Raw genomic sequence first — 22249 nt, 5'->3', positions numbered from 1 at the left:
GCCGGCTCACAAGGCGACATCGATGTCGAATGTTCTGCCCTCATCGCGAGCAGGCTCGCTCCCACATTGGTTCAGTGTCGTGCACGGGATTTGCGCGCAACTCAGGCCGCGCTGGCGGCGAATTTTTCGTAGTAGAAGTTCGCCGGCTTGATGCCCTGCTCGCCGATGTACTTGCTCACCGCTTCCACCATCGGCGGCGGGCCGCACAGGTAGACATCGACGTCGCCATCGTTCAAATGCTTCGGTTCGATGTGCTGGGTCACGTAGCCCTTGAGCGGGTGCCGGCTGTCAGGACTGGCCACACAGGCGCTGTAGCTGAAGTTCGGGATACGCGCGGCAAAGGCTTCCAGGCGATCGAGTTCCACCAGGTCGAAATCGTGGGTCACGCCGTAGATCAAATGCAGGGGATGCTCACTGCCCTGCTCGGCGATTTTCTCCAGCATCGCGGTGAACGGCGCCAGGCCGGTGCCGCCGGCCAGCAACAACAACGGCCGACGGATGTCGCGCAGGTAAAAACTGCCCAAGGGACCGGCCAGGCTCATGCTGTCGCCAGCCTTGGCCATGCCGGTGAGGAAGCTGCTCATCAAGCCGCCGGGCACGTTGCGAATCAGGAAACTGACTTCGCCGTCGCGCTGCAACGAGCTGAACGAATAGGCGCGAGTCTGCCCGCTGCCGGGAATCCCCAGGTTCACGTATTGCCCCGGCAGGAACGCCAGTTTGTTCAAAGCCTCGCCCTTGATCGACAGCGCGATGGTGCTGTCGGACAACTGGCGCACAGCGCTGATGGTGGCGTCATAGCTGGCTTGCTGGGTGCGGCAGACCTCCGACGACACCGGCACCCGCACCACGCAATCGCTCTGAGCGCGCATCTGGCAGGTCAGTACAAAGCCCTGCTCGGCTTCATCGGCGCTGAGGGCGTCTTCGATGTACTCCTCGCCCAAGTCGTAGCGACCGGCCTCGGCAAAACACTTGCAGGTGCCGCAGGCACCGTCGCGGCAGTCCAGCGGAATATTGATGCCCTGACGGTACGCGGCATCGGCCACGGTTTCGCCGGCATCGGCGTCGATGAACCGGGTGACGCCGTCTTCGAAGTTGAACGCAATGGAATGGGTCATGACGGCCGCCTCACAGGTGATAGACATCGATGACCTGACGAACGTAGTCGTTCTTCAGGATCACTTTCTTGGCCTTGATCAGCGGGTTTTCACCGCGCACATCGAGGGTGTAGAAACTGCTGCCGAAATAGCTGTCGACGGTCTTGTAGCGAAAGCTCAGGGTGTGCCAGTTGAAGCGCACCTTGCACAGTCCGTCGGCCTGTTCGAGCAACTCGATGTTGCTGATGTTGTGCGAGGTACGGGTGTCCGGAATGCTCGCACTGGAACGCTCGGTCTTGATCCGGAAGACGCGGTCTTCCAGGCCGGTGCGGTTGCCGTACCAGATCAGCGAGATTTCCCGCTGCGGGTCTTCGGTCAACTCATCGTTGTCGTCCCACGACGGCATCCAGAATGTGGCGTCCGGGGCGTACAACTCCAGCCACTCATCCCATTGCCGGTCATCGAGGTAACGCGCTTCGCGGTAGAGAAAATCGCGCACGCTGTCATAGGTGATGGTCATTGCACGGTCTCCACGGCAATCAGCCCGGACTGTTCGTCCGCCAGGGCCTTGAGCATGGTCTGCTGCCAATACTTGTGTTGCAGCACGAACAGGCCTTCGTCTTCGGTGCGCACGCCGCTGAGCAGCGGGTGCAGGTCGATCTCTTTGGCTGCTTCGTCGGCACCTTCGATCCAGTGCTCGGCACCGCGGGACATGTCATTCCAGGTGGTGACGCTGCCCTGGTAGCTGGTCTGGCAGGAGCGGAACTCCTCCAGGTCATCCGGGGTGGCCATGCCGCTGACGTTGAAGAAATCTTCGTACTGGCGAATCCGGCTCGAACGCGCAGCGTCGCTCTCGCCCTTGGGGGCGATGCAGTAGATGGTGATTTCCGTGCGGTTGACCGAGATCGGCCGGGCAATGCGGATCTGCGAGCTGAACTGATCCATCAGGTACACGTTCGGGTACAGGCACAGGTTGCGCGAGTTCTCGATCATCCAGTCGGCGCGGGCCTTGCCGAAGTCCTGGGCGAGTTCGTCGCGACGCTCGTACAACGGACGGTCCTCGGGGTTGGCCCAGCGGGTCCAGAGCAGCATGTGGCCCTTGTCGAAGGAATAGAAACCACCGCCCTGCTTGGCCCAGCTGCCCGCGCTCATGGTCGGGTTGGTATCACCGGCCTCGCGCTGTTTGCGCTGGTTCTGGGTCGCCGCGTAGTTCCAGTGCACGGAGCTGACGTGGTAACCGTCGGCACCGTTTTCGGCAGTGAGTTTCCAGTTGCCTTCATAGATGTAGCTGGAAGAGCCGCGCAGCACTTCCAGGCCATCGGGCGACTGATCGACGATCATGTCGATGATCTTCGCCGACTCGCCCAGGTGCTCCACCAGGGGCACCACATCGGCCTTGAGGCTGCCGAACAGGAAACCGCGATAGGACTCGAAACGCGCGACTTTGGTCAGGTCGTGGGAGCCTTCGCAGTTGAAGCTCGCCGGGTAGCCGGCATTGGCCGGGTCCTTGACCTTGAGCAGCTTGCCCGAGTTGTTGAACGTCCAGCCATGGAACGGGCAGGTATAGGAACTCTTGTTGCCGGACTTGTGCCGGCACAGGGTCGCGCCGCGATGACTGCAGGCGTTGAGGAAAGCGTTGAGCACACCGTCCTTGTTGCGCGCGATGAAGATCGACTGGCGCCCCATGGTCGTGGTGTAGAAATCATTGATATTGGGGATCTGGCTTTCATGGGCCAGGTACAGCCAGTTGCCTTCGAAGATGTGTTGCATCTCCAGATCGAACAGGCGCGGGTCGGTGAACATCTCGCGCTTGCAGCGATAGAGGCCTTGGGCAGGGTCGTCTTCAAGCAGGGAGTGAAGATATTCGGGTCGCAGGGTCATGGCCGCCGCCTCCGTTGTTATTGTTCAGGCAGGGTCATGCTAGGACGGAGGGGTATGACGGACTATCCGCGGGGTGCAGACCTTTATCCGTTTTGTGCAACAGATGAAGGGGATTCTGGCGGCAACTTCCCCGAACAACACCAGAAAACAAAAATGCCCGGCCAAAGGCCGGGCATTCCAGACAAACACCAAACATCAATCAGTCAGTAAAACCAAACCGCGCCACCCCGCTCAACCGAGCCTGCCCACGGGTCGCCAGGCAGTAATACAGTGGACACGTCACCACCAACCCCACCAGCCACGACAGATCTGCACCCTCAACCAGATTGGCGTAAGGCCCGACATACAGCGACGTATTGGCAAACGGCAATTGCACGATGATCCCGATGAAATACGCCACGATCGCATGCAGATTGAAGCGCCCATAGATCCCGCCGTCGGCACGGAAGATCGAAGCAATGTCGTAGCAGCCACGTTTGATCACATAGAAATCAATCAGGTTGATCGAAGCCCACGGCACCAGCACCAACAACAGCGCCAGAATCAGCCCGATGAACTGCGAGATGAAATTCGCCGAAGCGCCGAGCGCCACCACGCAGCAACCCGCCAGCACCACGCTCGACAACACCACGCGCACCTTGATGCTCGGTGTCCACTGACTGGCGAAGGTCTGGATCGAAGTGATGATCGACAGCACCGCGCCGTACAGATTCAAGGCGTTGTGACTGATGATGTTGAGCAGGAACAGCACCATCAGAATCGGCCCCAGCCACCCGGTGGATTGCTTCACCGCGGCCATTGCTTCAGTGCCTTCCGGGGTCGCCAGGACCGCCACCGCGCCGAAGGTAAATGACAGGATCGTGCCCAGGGTCGCGCCCAGGTAAGTGGCGAAGAACGGACGAGTGATGCCGATATCCGCCGGCAGGTAGCGCGAGTAGTCCGACACGTAAGGCGAGAAGCTGATCTGCCAGATGATCCCCAGGGACACCGTGGCCAGCCAGCCGGACAGGTTGAAACCGCCGCGGGTGAAGAAGTCCACCGGCAAGTCATGGGCGAAGATATAGAGGAAACCGGCGAGCAGCGCGCTGCCCATCACCCAGGTGCCGATGCGGTTGAGGGTATGGATGAAGCGGTAACCGATCACCCCGATGGCGGTGGCGCTGAGGGCGCCGATCAGGATGCTGGCGGGCACCGGGACCGAAGGCACGATGCCGACGATCGACTTGCCGGCCAACACGATGTTGGAAATGAAGAAACCGACGTAGATCAGGGCGGCAAAGAACACGATCAGCAGCGCGCCATATCGGCCGAACTGCCCCCGGCTCTGGACCATTTGCGGAATGCCCATGCACGGGCCCTGGGCCGATGCAAGGGCAATCACCAGCCCGCCGACCATGTGCCCCAGGGCAATCGCCAGCAGCCCCCAGAACAAGTTGAGATGGAACACTTGAACCACCATGGCACCGGTGACGATGGGCAGTGGTGCAATGTTGGTGCTGAACCATAGGGTGAAAAGATCGCGGGCCTTCCCGTGGCGCTCTGCGAGTGGAACGTAGTCGACCGTGTGATTCTCGATCAACGGGTCTTGCCGGGACATCTGGGACATATGCATGAACTCGAGTTTGTCTGTTCTTATCTTTGTATGAAGCCAAACCGGGGGGACTCTCTGGCCGCCCCTCAGATGCGCACCATATTATGGTATTCCAAACTTTTCACAAGACTGATCCGGTCTTTGCGAGCCCATCTGATGCGCAATCCTGCCGCAAAACCCTACCCTCTGCCTAGCTGAAAGCCCCGTATTCATTGACCTCAAGAGCAAAGATGTACGTTTATCGGCCAGCAGAAAAAGCCCTTGCAAACGATGTATTACGGTATACCATCAGACCTACAAACTCATAAAAACCACGCTTCACACCCGAGATCAGTCCAATGATCGATGCCGCCATCTACAAACAAGTCATGGGCTCGTTCCCGTCCGGCGTAACCGTGATCACCACGCTCGACGACGACGGGCAGATCGTCGGCCTGACGGCCAGTGCGTTCAGCTCGCTGTCCATGGACCCGGCCCTGGTGCTGTTTTGCCCCAACTACAGCTCCGATTCCTACCCGGTACTGATCAAGAACAAACGCTTTGCCATCCACGTGCTGTCCGGTGGGCAGCAGAGCGAAGCCTATGCCTTCGCGCGCAAGGGCAAAGACAAGGCGCAAGGCATCGAGTGGACATTGAGCGAGCTGGGCAACCCGATCCTGGCCAACGCCACGGCGGTCATCGAATGCGAACTGTGGCGCGAATATGAAGGGGGCGACCACGCGATCATGGTCGGCGCGGTGAAGAACCTGATCGTGCCCCGGCACAACGCCGGACCACTGGTGTATTGCCATGGCAAGATGGGCGCCCTGCCCGTTATCGCCTGATTTCAAAAGATTCCGCCGTCGCTCCTACCGTTTTGATCGGGCTATCAGACCCGCAAGCCTCGTGCCCGCAGGCTCCACGCAAATCCCTGTGGGAGCGGGCCTGCCCGTGATGGACGTCAACGATAACGCTGGCTGTCTGAACTCCCGTGGTGTCCGGGCGTTTTTCGCGAGCAGGCTCGCTCCTACCGTTTTGATCGGGCTATCAGACCCGCAACCCTCGCGCCCGCAGGCTCCACGCAAATCCTTGTGGGAGCGGGCTTGCCCGCGATGGACGTCAACGATAACGCTGGCTGTCTGAATGCCCGCGTTGTCCGCGCGTTTTTCGTGAGCAGGCTCGCTCCTGCAGGGGCCACGCCTTAGGTACGGAACCGATTGACCAGGCCATTCAACGTCTGCGACAGCTGCGTCAGGTTCTGCGCGTCCTGGCGCGTGGCATCGGCCAGGCTGGCGACCAGTTGCGCATCACCGTGGATCTGGCTGATGTGCCGGTTGATATCCTCGGCCACCTGATGCTGTTCTTCCGCCGCGGTGGCGATTTGCGTGTTCATGTCGCGGATCACGTCCACCGACTCGCGAATCAACCCGAAACTCTCCCGCGCTTCATTGATCGACAACACCGTCTCCTGGGACACCTCCAGGCTGGCATGCATCTGCTTGCCCATCTGATGGGTGCGCCGCGCCAGATTGCCGAGCAAGCCATCGATTTCACTGGTCGAGTCCGATGTGCGCTTGGCCAACGCCCGCACTTCGTCGGCCACCACCGCAAAACCACGCCCCTGCTCGCCCGCTCGCGCGGCTTCGATGGCGGCGTTCAACGCCAACAGGTTGGTCTGCTCGGCAATCGAGCGAATGGTGCCGAGGATCGACTGAATGTCATTGCTGTCCTGCTCCAGCTGTTGCATCGCCTCGGCGGAGTGGCTGATTTCCTCGCTCAGGCGCCCGACGTTGGTCACCGCCGCGTCGATCTGCTGTTGCCCGGTGCGCGCCTGGCGCTGGCCGTTATCCGCCGAGTCGGCGGCCTGGCTGCAAGAGCGCGCCACCTCATTGGAGGTGGCCACCATTTCATGGAATGCCGTAGAGACCATGTCCACGGCTTCGCGTTGGCGTGCAGCGACATCGGCCATTTCCGCCGAAACTTCGGTGGCGCTTCCCGAACTGCTGTGGATCTGCCCCGACGCCAGACCAATGCGCTGGATCAGGGTGCGGATGGCTTCGAGAAACTGATTGAACCAGCCGGCCAACTGCGCCGTTTCGTCCCGACCACGCACGGTCAGGCGCGCGGTCAAATCGCCTTCGCCCTGGGCAATGCCTTCCAGGCCGCTGGCGACGCCGCGAATGGGCTTGACGATCAGACCGGCAAACCAGGCGCCGGCCATGGCGAAGAGTGCGGCGCTGACCAGCGCGATGAGGGCAATCACCCAAGTCAGGCGCGTGGCCGCGGCCATGACTTCACTTTCCCGGACCACGCCGACAAAACGCCAGCCCAACGATGCCGACGGCCAGACGAAAGCCATGTAGCGCTCCCCCGCCAGTTCGACCTCGACCAGGCCCTTGCCGGCCTCGCCCAACTGACGATAACCATCGCCCAGATCAGCGAGCTTCTTGAAGTTGTGGCTCGGGTCATGGGGATCGACCAGCACCGTGTTGTTGCCTTCCATCAGCATCAGGTAACCACTCTCGCCCAGCTTGATCTGCTTGATCAGGTCAGTCAGTTGCTTGAGCGACACATCGATGTTCACCACCCCGCCGTTGCTGCCCAGGCGATTGCTGAAGCTGCGCACGGTGCTGACCAGCACCACATCGTCGGCCGCCCAGTAATAGGCCTCGGTGCGCAGGGTCTTGCCGGGCTGGGCCATCGCCGTCTTGTACCAGGGACGGGTACGCGGGTCATAACCGGCAAGTTTCGGATCGCCCGGCCAGAACACATACCCGCCCTCCTGCGTGCCCAGGGACAGATAGGCGTACGCCGAGTGACTCCTGGCCAGCCCGGCGAACAGATCAAACAGCCGCTGATCCTGCTCGCCCATTGCCACTTGCGCCGCGTCGCTGGACAGATAGCGCTTGAGATGGGCGTCGATATTTTGCAGCTGTGGGTGTTCGGCGAGGTAGGCGACGTTCTGGCTGATGCCTTCGAAAAACAGCTGCATGGCGTTTTCCACCTGGCGGATCTCCCGCCCGCTGCTGTCGATGAAGGTCTCGCGCGCCTCGTTGCGCACATTAAGGATGATCCACACCGCTACCAGCAGCACCGGCAGGCTGGCGATCAGCGCAAAAGCCATGATCAGTTTTTGTTTTATGTTCATCGAGCTCGCCTTCCTTGTGAGGTGAGAATGTGACCGTCGGAGAGAAATATTTTGCGGATATTCCATATTATGGTATACCAATAACCCATCAGCCGAACAGCCGTCCTCAGGAACGCGCTTTACACTGGCGAGAACAACGGGGAGCCCCGCGCTCATTCCAGGCAACAGGCCCGCAGTCGACAGGCCGACAACAAAAGATCCGAGGTAAGCGTCATGAAATTTTCCCTGTTCGTACACATGGAACGTTGGGACGAAAGCATCAGCCACCGCCAGCTGTTCGAAGACTTGACCGAGCTGACCCTGATGGCCGAAGCCGGCGGTTTCAGCACCGTCTGGATCGGTGAACACCACGCCATGGAATACACCATCTCGCCGAGCCCGATGCCGCTGCTGGCCTACCTGGCCGCCAAGACCACCACCATCCACCTGGGCGCCGGCACCATCATCGCGCCGTTCTGGCACCCGATCCGGGTTGCTGGCGAATGCGCATTGCTGGACGTGATCAGCAACGGGCGCATGGAAGTGGGCCTGGCCCGTGGCGCTTATCAGGTTGAATTCGACCGCATGGCCGGTGGCATGCCCGCATCAAGCGGCGGCCAGGCATTGCGGGAAATGGTTCCGGTGGTCCGCGCGCTGTGGCAAGGCGACTACGCCCATGACGGCGACATCTGGAAATTCCCGACCTCCACCAGCGTGCCCAAGCCGATCCAGAAGCCGAACCCGCCGATGTGGATCGCCGCCCGTGACCCGGACTCGCACAATTTCGCCGTGGCCAATGGCTGCAACGTCATGGTGACGCCATTGATGAAAGGCGACGAAGAAGTCCTGGACCTGAAGAACAAGTTCCAGACTGCCTTGGACAACAACCCGAACGTGCCGCGCCCGCAACTGATGGTGCTGCGTCACACCCATGTGCACTCGGTTGACGATCCTGAAGGCTGGAAAGTCGGGGCCAAGGCGATCGCCAAGTTCTATCGCACTTTCGATGCCTGGTTCGGCAACAAGGAAACCCCGGTCAACGGCTTCCTGGCGCCAAGCCCGGAAGAGAAATTCGCCGGCCGTCCGGAGTTCGAACTGGACAGCCTGCACAAGACCGCCATGATCGGCACCCCGGAAGAGATCATTCCGCGCATCAAGTACTATCAGGAATTGGGTGTCGACGAGTTCAGCTTCTGGTGCGACAACAGCCTGCCGCACGCCGAGAAGAAGAAATCCCTGGAGCTGTTTATCAAACACGTGGTCCCGGCGTTCCGCTGAGTCCTCGGCGTTGCTGTCTGTAGGAGCGAGCTTGCTCGCGATGTTCGTCAACGATAACGCTGGGGGTCAGACACCCCGCGGTGTTCTCAGGTTTTTCGCGAGCAGGCTCGCTCCTACAGGGTTGATTCCCATGTTCAATGGTCGTCTCCAATCACTCGCCCTACCCTCCGGCGCCGCGCGGGCTTACCTGCGCGGTGAATGGACCGCTTCGCACCTGCATTTCAAGCGTCTGCGCGCCAGTGTTTCGGCCAAGCAGAACGGCTTCTGGCAAATAGTTCACTAAGCACTCCCCAACAGGAATCCACGTACCTCGGCGTCGGGCGGTAGCCTCGCGTTTGCGGTGCATTGTGCTTCGGCCCGGTGTTTATCGGGCTGGCTGGACGCAACAGTGTCCGGCCCATGATCAGGTTTGCTCTATGAACAATAAAAACGCACTGTTGATCATCGACATGCAACAGGAGGACGGTTTCGTCCTCGAACACTTCGATTCGGTGCTGGCCAACACCGCCACACTGCTCGAAAGCGCCCGCCAGCAGCGGGTCCCCGTTATCTATACCCGCCATATCAACCAGGCCGACGGCAGTGATCTGCCACGCGGCGAACCCCGCGCGGCCGACGGCGGCCCAAGCGGTTATCGCGCCGGCACACGGCAAGTGCAGATCATCCGGAGCCTCGCCCCGCGTCCCGGTGAAGCCATCGTCGACAAAGGCCGCTACAGCGCCTTCCACCGTACCGACCTCGATGCCCGGCTCAAGGCACTGGACGTCGACACGCTGATCATCGGCGGCGTGCTCACCGATGTCTGCGTGCTGACCACGGTGTTCGATGCCTTTGCCCTCGGCTATCACATTCGCCTGGTCAGCGATGCCTGCACCACGACCACTCAGGCCGGGCATTATTCGGCGCTGTTGATCATGGCTAACTGGGTCTACTCCCTCGAAATCCTCAGCACCGGCGAATGCCGGCGTGCCCTGGAAAACCGTGACTACGTGAGCCTCAATCCCGAGCACCCGGACCAGTTCGCCCATCAGCCCCATGAACTGCAAAGCACCATCGCCCGACTGCAAACCCACCTCGTCCGGACTCAGGAGTGATCGCCATGCACGTTGAAAAAAGAAGCATCGATTTCATCCCCGAAGCCGAACGTCATGGCCAGCCGGGCTCACTGTTCTTCATCTGGTTCGGCGCCAACATGAACATCACCACCATCGCCTCGGGTGTGCTGCCGGTGGTGATGGGGCTCAACCTGTTCTGGAGCGCCCTGGCGATCATCATCGGCTCGTTGGTCGGGGCGATATTCATGGCCTCGCACTCCGCCCAGGGACCGAAACTGGGCATCCCGCAGATGATCCAGAGCCGGGCCCAGTTCGGCGTGCTCGGCGCGGTGCTGCCGCTGCTGTTCGTGATGCTGATCTATCTGGGGTTCTTCGTCAGCAACACCCTGCTCGCCGCCCAGGCGATGGAGTCGGTCAGCCCGTTGCCCGCCAATGGCAACATCTGCCTGATCGGCGCCTTGTGCTTCGTCGTCGCGCTCTATGGCTACCGTTTGATTCACCGCTTGCAGAAGCTGCTGTCGATTCTTTCGCTGCTGGTGTTCGTCGTCGCCACGCTGTTCGCCCTGCAACTGTCGATTCCGGCCGAGCAATGGCTGCCGACCGGGTTCTCGCTGTCGAAGTTTTTGGTGGCCGTGAGCATTGCCGTTACTTGGCAGCTGTCGTATGCGCCGTATGTCGCCGACTACTCGCGTTACCTGCCCAGCCAAACGCCGACCGCCAAGGTGTTCTGGTACAGCTACGCCGGCACGGTCAGCGGCGGTGCGTGGATGATGATTCTCGGGGCGATCCTGAGTGTCGGCATCGGCGACTTCTCCAGTAACGTCGGCGGCCATGTCGCCGGGCTGTTCGGCAGTGGTGCCCTGCTGCTGTTCGCCTTCATCGTCTACGGCCAGGTGTCGATCAACGTCTTCAACCTGTATGGCGCCTTCATGTCGACCATCACCGTGATCGAACCCTTCGCCCGCCTGAAAGTGACACCGCGGGTGCGCGGTCTGTTCATGCTGGTGATCAGCCTGGTGGCCACCGCCCTGTGCACCATCAGTCAGGACGACTTCATCACTTTCTTCCTCAACTTCATTTTCTTCATGAGCTACTTCCTGATCCCGTGGACGGCGATCAATCTGGTGGACTACTACTGCCTGCGCAAAGGTCAGTACCGGATCGATGACATCTTCGACCTCAACGGGATCTATGGCCGGGTCAACTGGATCGCCTGTGGCAGTTTTGTGCTGGCGATCGCCCTGGAAATTCCGTTCATGAACACCACGCTCTATGTCGGTCCGGTGGCCACGGCGCTCGACGGCGTCGACCTGGCCTGGCTGGTGGGGCTGCTGGTGCCCGCGTTGAGCTACTTCTGGCTGATGAAGCTCGGCAAACGTGCGCCGGTGCTCAAGCAAGCGTCGTAATCATTAATCTGTGGCGAGGGAGCTTGCTCCCTCGCCACATGTCAGTGTTCGACCTTGAGTGGACAGCATTGCAGTCCCGGGACAGCGATTAATGAGCTATACCCCTTAATCACCCATTGCGGTTCTTCTGTGCAGGAGGTTGGCAATGAAATTCAGACACTCACTTGCAGCGCTCGTGGCCACGGCCAGTCTGTTCGGCTGCACCACCTCATCCAACCAGAGCGCGTCCGTCACGCTGGTGGCCACCCGGCAGAACACCGGCCAGATTGGCAATGTCGCCTTGTCCGACTGGGGCAAGCAGACCGGCCTCAGCTTCTTCATCAGTGGCGTTCCCAACGGAGCTTCGCTGCCCCTGCGCCTCTATTCCTTCATCAATAAGGGTAGTTGCGAAAAACCCGGGCCCGTCGCCTATGCCATGAACGACAAGGTCAACACCGAACGCCAGGCCGTACGCGGCTGGTCGTTCTCCAGGAGCGCACCGGTCCCGCTGTCTACCCTGCTTGCCGGCGATTACTCCATCGTCGTGCGGACGGCGGCGACCGATGGCAACGTCGATATTTTCTGCGGAGATATCAAGCCGGCAGCGGCGGCGAAGTAGCCACCACCCGTTGGTCTTTCTGCGGTTTCGCCACGCAAGTCATCCGGATACTGCCGCCAGGTCCGGGCATCCCGACGCCTGCACGTTGTTGGCCACACACCACGATTCAAGGGTATCGTTGTGCTGTCGGCTGACGTTCGCCGACGTGAGGCACACCTTTGCGGATACTCCCATGGATCGAGAGACACCACTCCCAGCGTCCGACTGGGTCCTGCGCAATACCCAACCCGGACGAGTGGAAAGAATCGAAGCCTGGTTCGGCGGTCATGGCTATGATCCGCATCGTCACGACACCTATTCCATCGGACGAACCCTCTCGGGCGTGCAGAGCTTCCATTACAGGAAGTCCCTGCGCCATGGCCTGCCGGGAAATACCCTCGTCCTGCATCCCGACGAACTGCATGACGGCATGGCCGGCACCGAAGCCGGCTTTCGCTATCGCATGGCCTATGTCGATCCAGCCCTGATTCAGCAAGTGCTCGGCGGAGAACCGTTGCCGTACATCGCCGGCGGGCTGTCGAACGATCCACGCCTGTACCAGGCCAGCGAAACGTTCGTACAGGCAATGGATCATCCGCTCGAAGCGCTGGAAGAACAGGACGCGCTGTTCGACCTGGCAATGGCCCTGAGGGCCGTCGCCGGCAAGCCCCGCGGGCGCAAGCGGCTGGATTACCGGGCCGCCGAACGCGCCAGGGATTTCATCCTGGCGCACCTGCACCAGGGCATCACCCTGGAAATGCTCGAACATGCCAGCGGGCGCGAGCGCTGGAGCCTGTCGCGGGATTTCAGGGTCCTGTATGGCACCAGCCCCTATCGATTCGTGACCCTGCGCCGCCTGGATCAATTCCGTGCGCTGATCCTGGATGGATTCACCCTGGTGGATGCCGCGCTGGCAGCCGGTTTCCATGACCAGGCCCACATGACCCGCCACTTCACCCGCTGTTACGGCGTACCGCCCTCGCGCTGGCTCGAACGCCTGCGCACGCACGGCCAACTTGCAGGATCGTACAAGCGTCGCTGACCCGCATTCCGCTAGCCTGAGGACTCTCATTTGATCGAGGATCCGACATGTCCAATCTGCCGAACGTTGCGCCTTTGCAAGCCATCAACCTGGCGCACAAGGCTGCGCTGATCGACCAACAATGGAGCCCACGGGTCGTCGCCGAAATGAACGACTACCAGTTCAAGGTCGTGCGTATCGAAGGCGAGTTCATCTGGCATTCCCACCCGGAAACCGACGAGGCCTTCCTGGTGCTAGAGGGCGTACTGCGCATCGACCTGCCCCATGGCAGCGTGTTCGTCGGCCCGGGCGAACTGTATGTAGTACCTCGCGGCATGGAACACAGGACGGCCGCGGAGGGTGAAGCCAGGCTGATGATGATCGAGCCACGGGGCGTTCTGAATACCGGCCACGAAGGTGGCGAGCGCACCGCCACGAATGATGTGTGGATCTGAACAAGGCTTTTACACACGCTACAAGAGCGTCATGGAGCACTGGCCCGATTGTCTGCACTAAATATAGCGCTCCAGTGGAGCGCTATACCTGTGACGGCGCAGCCGGTGAGATCTGCTGTGTACGGAACGTTTCCAGAGCAGTACTCGTGGCTGCGCCTTCTTTAAGCACCTAGGGGGTCATTATTTCGACTCCTCACCCAAGGTGCCGGTGTAGTGAGCCAGGCGTTTCTCGACGTCGGCTTTTTCCTGCAGCCCAAGCTCCATCAGCTGTTTGATGCGGGCTTGCGCCGCTGGACGTTTCACCGAGCCGATGAAACCTTCCCATTCAGCCGCGATGGCCTCCTTGGGCGGAAGGCTGGCGGCGTCGACCAGGTGCTTGATGTCCGTAATCGACTGTTTGTCGAACCGGGCGATACGACGGGCCATGGTGTCGACGAATTTATCCAGCTCTGCGTCGGGCAGCGCGCGGTTGACATAGCCGTACAGCTCGGCAAGTTCGCCGTTGATGTCATTGCCGGTCAACAGCACCTCCAATGCCCGACCACGTCCCATGAGCCTTGGCAGACGGGCCATGGGGCCACCACCGGGCACGAGTGCGGCGCCGATTTCCCATTGCGAGAGGATGGCCTTCTCGCGACTGGCAAAGCGCATATCGCTGGCCAGGGCCAGTTCGCTGCCGACACCGGTGGCGCGACCGCGAATCGAGACGATCGACACCACTGGTGCCTTGCTCAACCGCACCAGCATGTCGGGCAGCGGTGGCAGGCCGGTCGGGCCGTTGGGCAGACTGGTGGTGTCAGTCAGCGGGGGGACGAAGTCATAGTGGGTGAGGAAGAAGTCCGGCACGTCGCTGTCGAACACCACGACCACCAGCTTCGGATCGGACTCGATGGCGGTGACCACCTCGTTCAACTGCGGCATGGTTTCCGGACCATAGATGTTGTACGGCGGGTTGTGGAACGTGACCCGCCAGTATTCGGGCGTGATACGTGTGAGCTTGATTTGCTGTTGATGTCTCATGGCAGCTTCTCCAGAGAATGCCTGAGGACATGCGAATTCCCGTTTGAGCCGTCGTTGTGGCCTGCCAATGATTGATGAGGTCGTGAAAAATCACGCCCGTTGCTCCGTTCCTTCTCGGGTCAACACATGTGCATGGGTTTTGAGCGCAGACCGCAATGTGGCCTGGCACGGTCGGCAGCAGCGGCGGCTGAAAATGGAAGGTGGCGTGATGGGCCCAGGATCAGCGGGATCCGGGGAGCGAAACATGTCGCCTTGCGCGGACAGCTCCGACCGATTAAGCGTAGCAGCGAAAGGTGGGCTCGCAAGTCAGGTAACCCGATGAGATGACCGACAGCCCCCCTCGATGGCCCCATCAACAGGAGACAAAACTTGATTCGACAGCAGTTTTGACTTTGAGACACTGCCTCGTTGGCTGGGTGATAATTTTGTGAGTCCGGGCTGACAGCAAAAACCAGTCGTTGGGACGTCATTTCCCGCCACCACGCGTAGCCACTGGAGTAGAGCGCCCCATGGAAGCCAACCGATTCGGTGACATCGCTGCGTTTGTCTCGGCTGTGAAGGCTGGAAGTTTTACCTCGGCAGCCGCTTCACTCGGTCTGACCCGATCGGCGGTAGGTAAAAGTATCGTTCGTCTTGAAGGTCGAATGGGAGCACGGCTTCTCAATCGCACGACGCGCAAGCTGAGCCTGACCGACGAGGGGCGGGTTGCCTATGAACGCTGGAAGCAAATTCTCGAGGATCTCGATGAGGTGGAAGCAACCATGGCCTTGCGCCGTGGGCGGCCGACCGGCACTTTCAAACTCACCGCCCCCCTTTCCTTCGGTCAGCGCCATATCCTGCCGATTCTGGATGCTTATCTGAAACAGTGGCCTGAACTTCGCGCAGACGTCTGGTTTACCGATCGCTTTGTCGACCTTGTCGAAGAAGGTGTCGACATCGCAATCCGCATTGGCGCGCCAAAAGATGATTCACAACTGTTAACCCGAACCGTGGCTTGGCAGCAGTTCGCAACCTGTGCCTCGCCGTCTTATCTGGCCCGTTGCGGCGTACCGCACACGCCTGCTGATCTTGTCGGGCATGACACCATAGCGTTCATCAGTGGCCAGGCCAGTGTCTGGCGTTACCAGACGCCCTCCGGACTTTATTTATACGAACAGCCAGGGCGGCTGAACATCGACAGTTCTGAAGCCATGCGCGAAGCGGCGTTGACTGGCATTGGCCTGATCCACTTGCCGACCTACATCACCGGTAACGACCTGCGCGACGGAACCCTGGTGGAAGTACTCAAACCCTACCGTGCGTCGCCCGACCCCATCCGGATCGTCTACCCGAGCAAGCGTCAGTTGTCCCCGCGTGTCCGCGCCTTTATTGATCTGTTGATTGAGCGCTGGGAACCAGGCGTGCCTTGGGAGACCTGAAATCATTAGGGACTCAGCGGACCAGGTAATGGTCTTTAACTGCTGTTTATCCGAATTGAGGATTCAATAAAGATGTCAGTCATCGCCACTCACCGAGACTGCCATCATGACTATCGCCACCCAACCCTCGCCGCGCGTGCAACCTGCCGCCCTGCCGACCGCTCATCCCTCGCTTGAGCGCCACCCTGGTTTTCAGCGTCTGTTCAAACCACAGGCACTGACGGTTGGCCTGATTTTGCCCCTCGAAACCCACGCCGGCCGAGCAGCACCGACCATGCGTGACCACGTGGAAATGGCGCAACGCGCCGAGGCGCTGGGTTTTGGCGCGCTGTGGATGCGGGACATTCCTTTCTACGACCCGGATTACAACGATGTGGCACACATCTTCGAACCCCTGGTTTACATCGGCTTCCTGGCCGCAGCCACACGCAGCATCGTCCTGGGAACCACCGGTATCGTGCTGCCTACCCACGAGCCCATGTATCTGGCCAAGCAAGCAACGTCCCTGGATCAGTTGAGCGAAGGGCGCTTGGTGTTGGGGCTGTCCTCTGGCGATCGATTCAGCGACTACCCGATGCTGGGTATCGACTATGAGACCCGTGGTGATCGTTACCGTGATGCCTTTTCGGTGTTTCGCACCCTGATTGAGCAGGACTTTCCGCGTTTTCGCTCCGAGCGATTCGGTCATTCATTCGGAAACCTCGACCTGGTGCCGAAAGCGCCCTATGGCCGCGTCCCTTCAATCGCAGTCGGCCAGGCGCAGCAGAGCATTGAATGGTTGGCCGAACACCTCGATGGCTATCTGGCCGGCGTGCAAAGCCCCGAGCGATTGGCTTCGATGGGCGAGAGCTGGCACGCCAAAGTACGTGAGATCGAAGGCCGAAATGCTTTCAAACCGTTAGGCCTGGGTGGCTATTTCGACCTCAGCGACAACCCGGACCAGCCATTCCAACGCATTCAGGGAGGCTTCCGGGCGGGGCGCAACGGCCTGCGCAATTACCTGGAGCAAGCGCAGGCTGCCGGTATTTCGCACATCGCGCTTAATCCCAAGGTCAGCCGCCAACCCTACGCAGAGATACTCGACGAGCTCAGCGAGCACATCTTGCCGCACTTCCCGTCGCACGTTTGAGGTCTGGCGCGTTTTTGGAGGATCAGCACATGTCATCTCTTTTCGACACTTACAATCTGGCCGGTCAGCAGCTGTCCAATCGCATCGTCATGGCGCCGATGACCCGCGCCCGCGTCAAGGACACCGTGCCGTCTGCGGACATGGCGACCTATTACGCCCAGCGCGCGGGAGCGGGTCTGATCATCACCGAAAGCGCTCAGGTGTCCGGGCAGGGGCGTGGCTATCTCTATACCCCGGGGATTCACACACCAGCGCAGATTGAAGGCTGGAAACGCGTGACTGACGCGGTTCATCAAGCCGGAGGGCGGATTGTCATCCAGCTGTGGCATGTAGGGCGGATCTCGCACTCATCCTTGCTGGAGGGACGAGCACCGGTCGCGCCAGTGGCCGTGCCCGCTGCGCAAACCTTGGTGCACGCTTATGACAGCGACGGCCAACCCGCGCAGGTACCGGTGAGCGCGCCTGTTGCTTTGGATGCCGAGGGTATTCGACAGGTCATCGCAGACTTTCGACAGGCCGCGAAAAATGCCATGACGGCGGGTTTTGACGGCGTTGAAATTCATGCGGGTAACGGCTACCTGTTTGAACAGTTCATCAACGGCAGCTTCAACACCCGTGAAGACCGTTACGGTGGCCCCACGATTGCCAATCGCCTGCGTTTATTACTTGAGACGGTCGATGCCGTGAGTGCGCAGATCGGCCGCACGAAGGTCGGAGTACGCGTGTCGCCTTTTGCGCGACTGGCTGATCTGCACGCGTTCGATGAAGAAGAGGCGACGTGGCTCGCACTCGCCGGAGCCCTGTCCCAACGCGAGATTGCCTATCTGCACGCCAGCCATTTGGGCACGCCAGACTTTCAAAGAGCCATCCGCGCGGCCTACTGCGGCACCCTGATCCTGTCGGGCGGTTACACCCATGAAACAGCGCAGCAGGCGATCGATGAAGGGGTGGCGGACCTGGCGGTTTTTGGCCGGCCGTTCATAGCCAACCCCGATCTGGTCAATCGCTTGCGGCATGGCTGGCCGCTGGCCGAAGCAGGACGTGAAGCGTTTTATGGCGGTGGCGCACAAGGCTATATCGATTATCCCGTCTACTCGGCGCAAGACTCGCAAAGGGCCTATACCTCTGTGCGATTTTCGTAACCCCCCGGCGGCCCACGTGGCAGCATTTACGAGTTGCACCGTTGCCAGTTTTTGAAGGTTTACGACAAGCCTGTTTTTGCAAAAACTGGCGCTGTAATACCTTGAAGGCCGCGAAGTTCAGGGGCGTCGGGTAATCATTGTTGACGCTCCGTGACCAGGCGATTTTCACGCTCTTCACAGCACGGCATTGGGAACACTAAGACCGGTATTGAGCGTACGTTTCGAAAAAACGGCTTCGCATTACAGTCAATGCTGAAAGCTTTAAGCCAGGTCCAATCGCCCCTGATGGCCGCCGTTGTTCGTTAGTTGATGTTCCATTGCAAAAACCCGTCAAACCGAGGCTTTTAAATCCACGCCCAGTGCCCGGGTAAATGCCTTCACCAACGGGCTGCGGACAGTGTTATGGCGCAGGATCAGACTGAACGGCGTGACGATATGGATCAGGTCCGGACACACCGCGCGAAACTCTCCCCGCTCCACCATCGGTGCGGCGTAATGTTGGGGCAGGAACCCCACAAAACGACCCGTCTTGATCAGCAGCGCAACAGCCTCCACCTGGGTGGCCGAGGCGGAAAAACTGTCGTAGCGGGCATAGTTGAGTTTGTCACGGTGGATCGCGTAGCGATGGTTGATGCACTCGTAATCCTTGAGCACATTTGCACCCATCTCAGCCTCTGCCATGGAGAACAGAGGGTGACCGACTGCGCAATAAACTTCCGAGCGTTCTTCGTATAGCGCGTAGTAATCGAACTCTTCGCGCTTTTGATAAACCGGAACAATTCCCGCCACTAACCGCCCCTCTACAACGCCCCTTTCCACTTCATCAAGTTGCGTCGCCTGAAGTTGAAATCGAACCTTGGGAGACTGTTCGTTTATTATTCTAATCGCTGAAACCAACGGTGAATTGGCATCAGAGATTGTATTGTCTATTACCCCCACACCAAGATCACCGACAAGTTCGTTTTGAGCTGAACTAAGGCGATCGCGAAAGTTGTCGACCGAGGCAAATAAGTCTATTGACGCCTGATACACCAGACGCCCCTCTTCCGTCAGGTGAAAGCCCTCTCGCCCCCGGGTGCAAAGGCGCATGCCGATGCGGATTTCCAGGTCGGAAATCTGTTTGCTGATGGCTGCCAGCCCCACGTTCAGCTCGTTTTGCGCGGCACTGAAGCCTCCGGCCTCGACCACGGCCTTGAACACTTTGAGCAGTTTGAAGTCCAGCCCACTGAGGGCCAACGGTGCCCGTTGCAGCGTTTTCGGTGGCGGGTTTCCGGAATTGGAAAGTGGGGTTTCCATCATGACTATTTACCTCTGGCGCCGTATTCAACAATCTGTGCCCAACAACAAAAACATAGCTGGCCTAATAATAATGAACACAGAAAACCAGACTTTGCAATCGTCAAAAAAATCCCGAACGTCAGTGCCAAATCACTGATCTCAAAACATTAAAAGCTGACACTTCGATCAGCTCTCGCCTTTTTGAAACTGCCCTCTTAAAAACTGCTCTGGCCTGATTCAGCCCGCTGTTAACGGCTCAATAGCGCAGCGGTGATTGCGGCTTGGCCGCTTCGATTTCAGTTCACGTTACCGACGAGGAAAACAACAATGTCTCAAACTACCGACCGTCTCTGGGGTGCTCGCTTCAAAAGCGGTCCGTCCGAAGCCTTGGCCGCTTTGTCCCGTTGCCCTGAACGCTACTTTCGCCTGACCCCGTACGACCTCGCCGGTTCCAAGGCCCACGCCCGGGAACTGCAGCGCGCCGGTCTTTTGAGCGAGCAAGAAACCCAAACCATGCTCGACGCCCTGGAGCGAATCGGCGCTGACTTCCGCGCCGGCAGCATTGCGCCAACGCTCGACGACGAAGACGTGCACACCTTCATCGAACGCCTGCTGACCGAGCGCCTTGGCGCGCTGGGCGGCAAGCTGCGTGCCGGTCGCTCACGGAATGACCAGACTGCCAATGACCTGCGGTTATTCCTGCGCGACCACGTACGCACCCTGGCCGTTGAAGTGCTGGCCTTGCAGCAGGCGCTGGTCGAACAGGCCGAGCAACACATCGAGAGCATTTGCCCCGGCTTCACTCACTTGCAGCAAGCGCAGCCGATCGTGTTTGCCCATCATCTGCTGGCTCACTCGCAATCGATGCTGCGTGACGTGCAGCGCCTCGTGGATTGGGACGCGCGCACCTCGCTGTCGCCACTGGGCGCCGCCGCCATGGCCGGCTCTGCCATCGCTCGCCAGCCCCAGCAATCAGCCAAAGAAATGGGTTACAGCGGAGTGTGCGAAAACTCCATCGACGCCGTCGCCAGCCGCGATCACGTCGCCGAATTCCTGTTCATTGCCAGCATGCTCGGCATCAACATCTCGCGTCTCGCCGAAGAGTTTTGCCTGTGGTCTTCGCGGCAGTTCCGCTGGGTCGCGCTGGACGATGCCTACGCCACCGGCAGTTCGATCATGCCGCAGAAGAAAAACCCGGACATCGCCGAACTGGCGCGGGGCAAGGCCGGACGCCTGATCGGCAACCTGACGGGTTTGCTGTCCACCCTCAAATCCTTGCCACTGTCCTACAACCGCGATTTGAGCGAAGACAAGAACGGCGTGCTCGACAGCGTCGACACCCTGCTGCTGGTGCTGCCGGCCATGGCTGGAATGGTCGCGACCATAAAGGTCAACGTCGAAGAGCTGCGTCGCCAGGCGCCGTTGGGCTTCACCCTCGCCACCGAAGTCGCCGACTGGCTGGCAGTACGCGGCGTGCCGTTCAAGGAAGCCCATGAAATCACCGGTGCGCTGGTGCAGGCCTGCGAAAAACACGACATCGAATTGTGGGAAGCCTCTGCGGCGCTGTTGGCCGAGGTGGACCCACGCCTGACCCCCGAGGTCCGCGACAGCCTGACCCTGGAAGCCGCCATCGCTGCTCGCAGCGGCTGGGGTGGCACCGCGCCGCAGCAGGTACGCGAACAGATCGGCCGCCTGAAAACCGCTCTGGCCACCCAGCAGGCGTGGACCGAGAACTATCAGGGCTTCCGCCTCTGAGCCAAACGCAAACCCTTGCAGGAGCGAGCTTGTTCGCGATGAACCCGAGAGCACCACGGGGTGTCAGGTTGCCAGCGTTATCGTTGACCACCATCGCCAGCAGGCTCGCTCCCACAGTGGGTCTGTGTTTGAGCCGAAATAACGTGTACGGAGAACCAACATGAGTCAGACACAAGCAGAGCGACTCCAGGCGGAGCGCAAACTGGCGGAAAACCAGTTCGACATCACCCAGTACCAACATGTACCACGCCGCTACTACGGGCGCATTTTCTTCGCCACGGTGATTGTCATTGCAATCCTGGGTCTGGTGCGGGCCTTCGCAGAAGGCAAGATCGAATGGTCGTACATCGGCCAGTTCCTCACGTCCCAGGCGATCATGTGGGGCTTGCTCAACACCATCGTCATGGCGGTGCTGGCCATGGCGCTGGGCATCGTGTTCGGGGTGATCACCGCGATCATGCGCATGTCGGCCAACCCGATCCTGCGCTATGTGGCAGTGACCTACACCTGGCTGTTTCGCGGCACGCCGCTGATCCTGCAACTGCTGTTGTGGTTCAACCTGGCACTGATCTTCCCCACCATCGGCATCCCCGGCCTGTTCGAACTGGACACCGTGAGCCTGATGACGCCGTTCGTGGCCGCCCTGCTCGGCTTGAGCATCAACCAGGGCGCCTACACCGCCGAGGTGGTGCGCGCCGGTCTTCTCTCCGTGGACACCGGGCAGTACGAGGCCGCCAAGTCGATCGGCATGCCGCGCCTGCAAGCGTTGCGCCGGATCATCCTGCCGCAGGCCATGCGGATCATCATTCCACCCGTGGGCAACGAGTTCATCGGCATGGTGAAAATGACCTCGCTGGCGAGCGTCATCCAGTACTCGGAGCTGCTCTACAACGCCCAGAACATCTACTACGCCAACGCCCGCGTGATGGAGCTGCTGATTGTCGCGGGTATCTGGTACCTGGCCACCGTCACCGTCCTGTCCTTTGGTCAAAGCCGTCTGGAGCGTCGTTTCGCCCGCGGCGCCGGCAAGCGCTCTTGAGGAA

Annotated in this window: 20 protein-coding genes and 1 pseudogene; 13 read left to right on the top strand and 8 right to left on the bottom strand. The window is 60.1% G+C overall.

Features of this window, described 5'->3' with window-relative positions:
• Positions 1 to 101 precede the first annotated feature (101 nt).
• The 4 genes from benC to F7R06_RS16735 all read right to left on the bottom strand — a co-directional run bounded on the left by benC (position 102) and on the right by F7R06_RS16735 (position 4581).
• Entirely contained in the window at positions 102 to 1115 is a 1014-nt protein-coding gene (gene benC, locus F7R06_RS16750) for a benzoate 1,2-dioxygenase electron transfer component BenC (RefSeq protein ID WP_090323278.1), read from the bottom strand.
• A 10-nt stretch (positions 1116 to 1125) separates the two neighbouring features.
• Entirely contained in the window at positions 1126 to 1614 is a 489-nt protein-coding gene (benB, locus tag F7R06_RS16745; protein WP_090323279.1) for a benzoate 1,2-dioxygenase small subunit, read from the bottom strand.
• On the bottom strand, positions 1611 to 2975 hold the full coding sequence (gene benA / locus F7R06_RS16740; protein WP_090323281.1) for a benzoate 1,2-dioxygenase large subunit: 1365 nt from the start codon (positions 2973 to 2975) through the stop codon (positions 1611 to 1613). The genes benB and benA overlap by 4 nt, the downstream gene beginning before the upstream one ends.
• A gap of 199 nt (positions 2976 to 3174) precedes the next feature.
• Complete coding sequence (locus tag F7R06_RS16735) at positions 3175 to 4581, bottom strand: purine-cytosine permease family protein (protein ID WP_090323283.1); 1407 nt, start codon at positions 4579 to 4581, stop codon at positions 3175 to 3177.
• 323 nt (positions 4582 to 4904) lie between these two features.
• Between F7R06_RS16735 and F7R06_RS16730 the strand changes: the two genes are divergently transcribed.
• Positions 4905 to 5390 (top strand): flavin reductase family protein, encoded by a 486-nt coding sequence (locus tag F7R06_RS16730; RefSeq protein ID WP_090323285.1) that lies wholly within the window; start codon positions 4905 to 4907, stop codon positions 5388 to 5390.
• A gap of 356 nt (positions 5391 to 5746) precedes the next feature.
• Here F7R06_RS16730 and F7R06_RS31485 read toward each other — a convergent pair whose 3' ends face one another.
• Both F7R06_RS31485 and F7R06_RS31480 read right to left on the bottom strand, forming a co-directional pair.
• Positions 5747 to 6451, bottom strand: a complete 705-nt coding sequence (locus F7R06_RS31485) for a methyl-accepting chemotaxis protein (RefSeq protein ID WP_390959907.1) — start codon at positions 6449 to 6451, stop codon at positions 5747 to 5749.
• A gap of 201 nt (positions 6452 to 6652) precedes the next feature.
• Positions 6653 to 7537 (bottom strand): annotated as a pseudogene (locus tag F7R06_RS31480) (cache domain-containing protein); the annotation flags it as partial.
• Positions 7538 to 7906: 369 nt separating this feature from the next.
• Between F7R06_RS31480 and F7R06_RS16715 the strand changes: the two are divergent.
• From F7R06_RS16715 to F7R06_RS16685, 7 genes are all read left to right on the top strand, one after another.
• Entirely contained in the window at positions 7907 to 8950 is a 1044-nt protein-coding gene (locus tag F7R06_RS16715) for an LLM class flavin-dependent oxidoreductase (protein ID WP_090323288.1), read from the top strand.
• Positions 8951 to 9080: 130 nt separating this feature from the next.
• Positions 9081 to 9233, top strand: coding sequence for a hypothetical protein (locus F7R06_RS30915; RefSeq protein WP_167361809.1), 153 nt, complete (start codon positions 9081 to 9083; stop codon positions 9231 to 9233).
• Positions 9234 to 9366: 133 nt separating this feature from the next.
• Positions 9367 to 10044, top strand: coding sequence for a cysteine hydrolase family protein (locus tag F7R06_RS16705; RefSeq protein WP_090323291.1), 678 nt, complete (start codon positions 9367 to 9369; stop codon positions 10042 to 10044).
• A gap of 5 nt (positions 10045 to 10049) precedes the next feature.
• Positions 10050 to 11411, top strand: coding sequence for a purine-cytosine permease family protein (locus tag F7R06_RS16700; RefSeq protein ID WP_090323292.1), 1362 nt, complete (start codon positions 10050 to 10052; stop codon positions 11409 to 11411).
• 145 nt (positions 11412 to 11556) lie between these two features.
• Positions 11557 to 12009, top strand: a complete 453-nt coding sequence (locus tag F7R06_RS16695) for a hypothetical protein (RefSeq protein ID WP_090323293.1) — start codon at positions 11557 to 11559, stop codon at positions 12007 to 12009.
• A gap of 172 nt (positions 12010 to 12181) precedes the next feature.
• The gene (locus F7R06_RS16690; RefSeq protein ID WP_090323295.1) at positions 12182 to 13030 is read left to right on the top strand and encodes an AraC family transcriptional regulator; all 849 of its coding nucleotides are present in this window, start codon (positions 12182 to 12184) and stop codon (positions 13028 to 13030) included.
• Positions 13031 to 13077: 47 nt separating this feature from the next.
• Positions 13078 to 13464 (top strand): cupin domain-containing protein, encoded by a 387-nt coding sequence (locus F7R06_RS16685; RefSeq protein ID WP_090323296.1) that lies wholly within the window; start codon positions 13078 to 13080, stop codon positions 13462 to 13464.
• 180 nt (positions 13465 to 13644) lie between these two features.
• Here F7R06_RS16685 and F7R06_RS16680 read toward each other — a convergent pair whose 3' ends face one another.
• Complete coding sequence (locus F7R06_RS16680; protein ID WP_090323298.1) at positions 13645 to 14484, bottom strand: enoyl-CoA hydratase/isomerase family protein; 840 nt, start codon at positions 14482 to 14484, stop codon at positions 13645 to 13647.
• Positions 14485 to 14993: 509 nt separating this feature from the next.
• On the opposite strand from F7R06_RS16680, the gene F7R06_RS16675 reads away from it, so the two are divergent.
• The 3 genes from F7R06_RS16675 (at position 14994) to F7R06_RS16665 (ending at position 18173) form a co-directional block, all read left to right on the top strand.
• Positions 14994 to 15902 carry a LysR family transcriptional regulator gene (locus F7R06_RS16675; protein WP_090323299.1) on the top strand — a complete coding sequence of 303 codons (909 nt, stop codon included), beginning with the start codon at positions 14994 to 14996 and terminating at the stop codon, positions 15900 to 15902.
• A gap of 106 nt (positions 15903 to 16008) precedes the next feature.
• Positions 16009 to 17031 carry an LLM class oxidoreductase gene (locus F7R06_RS16670; RefSeq protein ID WP_090323301.1) on the top strand — a complete coding sequence of 341 codons (1023 nt, stop codon included), beginning with the start codon at positions 16009 to 16011 and terminating at the stop codon, positions 17029 to 17031.
• A gap of 29 nt (positions 17032 to 17060) precedes the next feature.
• Positions 17061 to 18173: an alkene reductase gene (locus F7R06_RS16665; RefSeq protein ID WP_090323302.1), complete on the top strand. Its 1113-nt coding sequence runs from the start codon at positions 17061 to 17063 to the stop codon at positions 18171 to 18173.
• 330 nt (positions 18174 to 18503) lie between these two features.
• Here the strand turns inward: F7R06_RS16665 and F7R06_RS16660 are convergent, their stop codons facing one another.
• Positions 18504 to 19469 (bottom strand): LysR family transcriptional regulator, encoded by a 966-nt coding sequence (locus tag F7R06_RS16660; RefSeq protein WP_090327414.1) that lies wholly within the window; start codon positions 19467 to 19469, stop codon positions 18504 to 18506.
• A gap of 309 nt (positions 19470 to 19778) precedes the next feature.
• On the opposite strand from F7R06_RS16660, the gene argH reads away from it, so the two are divergent.
• Positions 19779 to 21206, top strand: coding sequence for an argininosuccinate lyase (gene argH, locus F7R06_RS16655; protein ID WP_090323304.1), 1428 nt, complete (start codon positions 19779 to 19781; stop codon positions 21204 to 21206).
• A gap of 160 nt (positions 21207 to 21366) precedes the next feature.
• On the top strand, positions 21367 to 22245 hold the full coding sequence (locus F7R06_RS16650; protein ID WP_090323305.1) for an amino acid ABC transporter permease: 879 nt from the start codon (positions 21367 to 21369) through the stop codon (positions 22243 to 22245).
• Positions 22246 to 22249 lie beyond the last annotated feature (4 nt).

This window comes from Pseudomonas moorei (genome assembly GCF_008801475.1).
GTDB classification, from domain to species: domain Bacteria; phylum Pseudomonadota; class Gammaproteobacteria; order Pseudomonadales; family Pseudomonadaceae; genus Aquipseudomonas; species Aquipseudomonas moorei.
The sequence above is the reverse complement of the archived record's forward strand: the minus strand, read 5'-3'. Positions and strand labels throughout refer to the sequence as shown.

What these genes read in the sequence shown, in the direction of transcription:
- benC (WP_090323278.1), bottom strand. Translation starts at nt 1,115, where the DNA reads ATGACCCATTCCATTGCGTTCAACTTCGAAGACGGCGTCACCCGGTTC.
- benB (WP_090323279.1), bottom strand. Translation starts at nt 1,614, where the DNA reads ATGACCATCACCTATGACAGCGTGCGCGATTTTCTCTACCGCGAAGCG.
- benA (WP_090323281.1), bottom strand. Translation starts at nt 2,975, where the DNA reads ATGACCCTGCGACCCGAATATCTTCACTCCCTGCTTGAAGACGACCCT.
- F7R06_RS16735 (WP_090323283.1), bottom strand. Translation starts at nt 4,581, where the DNA reads ATGTCCCAGATGTCCCGGCAAGACCCGTTGATCGAGAATCACACGGTC.
- F7R06_RS16730 (WP_090323285.1), top strand. Translation starts at nt 4,905, where the DNA reads ATGATCGATGCCGCCATCTACAAACAAGTCATGGGCTCGTTCCCGTCC.
- F7R06_RS31485 (WP_390959907.1), bottom strand. Translation starts at nt 6,451, where the DNA reads ATGGTGGCCACCTCCAATGAGGTGGCGCGCTCTTGCAGCCAGGCCGCC.
- F7R06_RS16715 (WP_090323288.1), top strand. Translation starts at nt 7,907, where the DNA reads ATGAAATTTTCCCTGTTCGTACACATGGAACGTTGGGACGAAAGCATC.
- F7R06_RS30915 (WP_167361809.1), top strand. Translation starts at nt 9,081, where the DNA reads ATGTTCAATGGTCGTCTCCAATCACTCGCCCTACCCTCCGGCGCCGCG.
- F7R06_RS16705 (WP_090323291.1), top strand. Translation starts at nt 9,367, where the DNA reads ATGAACAATAAAAACGCACTGTTGATCATCGACATGCAACAGGAGGAC.
- F7R06_RS16700 (WP_090323292.1), top strand. Translation starts at nt 10,050, where the DNA reads ATGCACGTTGAAAAAAGAAGCATCGATTTCATCCCCGAAGCCGAACGT.
- F7R06_RS16695 (WP_090323293.1), top strand. Translation starts at nt 11,557, where the DNA reads ATGAAATTCAGACACTCACTTGCAGCGCTCGTGGCCACGGCCAGTCTG.
- F7R06_RS16690 (WP_090323295.1), top strand. Translation starts at nt 12,182, where the DNA reads ATGGATCGAGAGACACCACTCCCAGCGTCCGACTGGGTCCTGCGCAAT.
- F7R06_RS16685 (WP_090323296.1), top strand. Translation starts at nt 13,078, where the DNA reads ATGTCCAATCTGCCGAACGTTGCGCCTTTGCAAGCCATCAACCTGGCG.
- F7R06_RS16680 (WP_090323298.1), bottom strand. Translation starts at nt 14,484, where the DNA reads ATGAGACATCAACAGCAAATCAAGCTCACACGTATCACGCCCGAATAC.
- F7R06_RS16675 (WP_090323299.1), top strand. Translation starts at nt 14,994, where the DNA reads ATGGAAGCCAACCGATTCGGTGACATCGCTGCGTTTGTCTCGGCTGTG.
- F7R06_RS16670 (WP_090323301.1), top strand. Translation starts at nt 16,009, where the DNA reads ATGACTATCGCCACCCAACCCTCGCCGCGCGTGCAACCTGCCGCCCTG.
- F7R06_RS16665 (WP_090323302.1), top strand. Translation starts at nt 17,061, where the DNA reads ATGTCATCTCTTTTCGACACTTACAATCTGGCCGGTCAGCAGCTGTCC.
- F7R06_RS16660 (WP_090327414.1), bottom strand. Translation starts at nt 19,469, where the DNA reads ATGGAAACCCCACTTTCCAATTCCGGAAACCCGCCACCGAAAACGCTG.
- argH (WP_090323304.1), top strand. Translation starts at nt 19,779, where the DNA reads ATGTCTCAAACTACCGACCGTCTCTGGGGTGCTCGCTTCAAAAGCGGT.
- F7R06_RS16650 (WP_090323305.1), top strand. Translation starts at nt 21,367, where the DNA reads ATGAGTCAGACACAAGCAGAGCGACTCCAGGCGGAGCGCAAACTGGCG.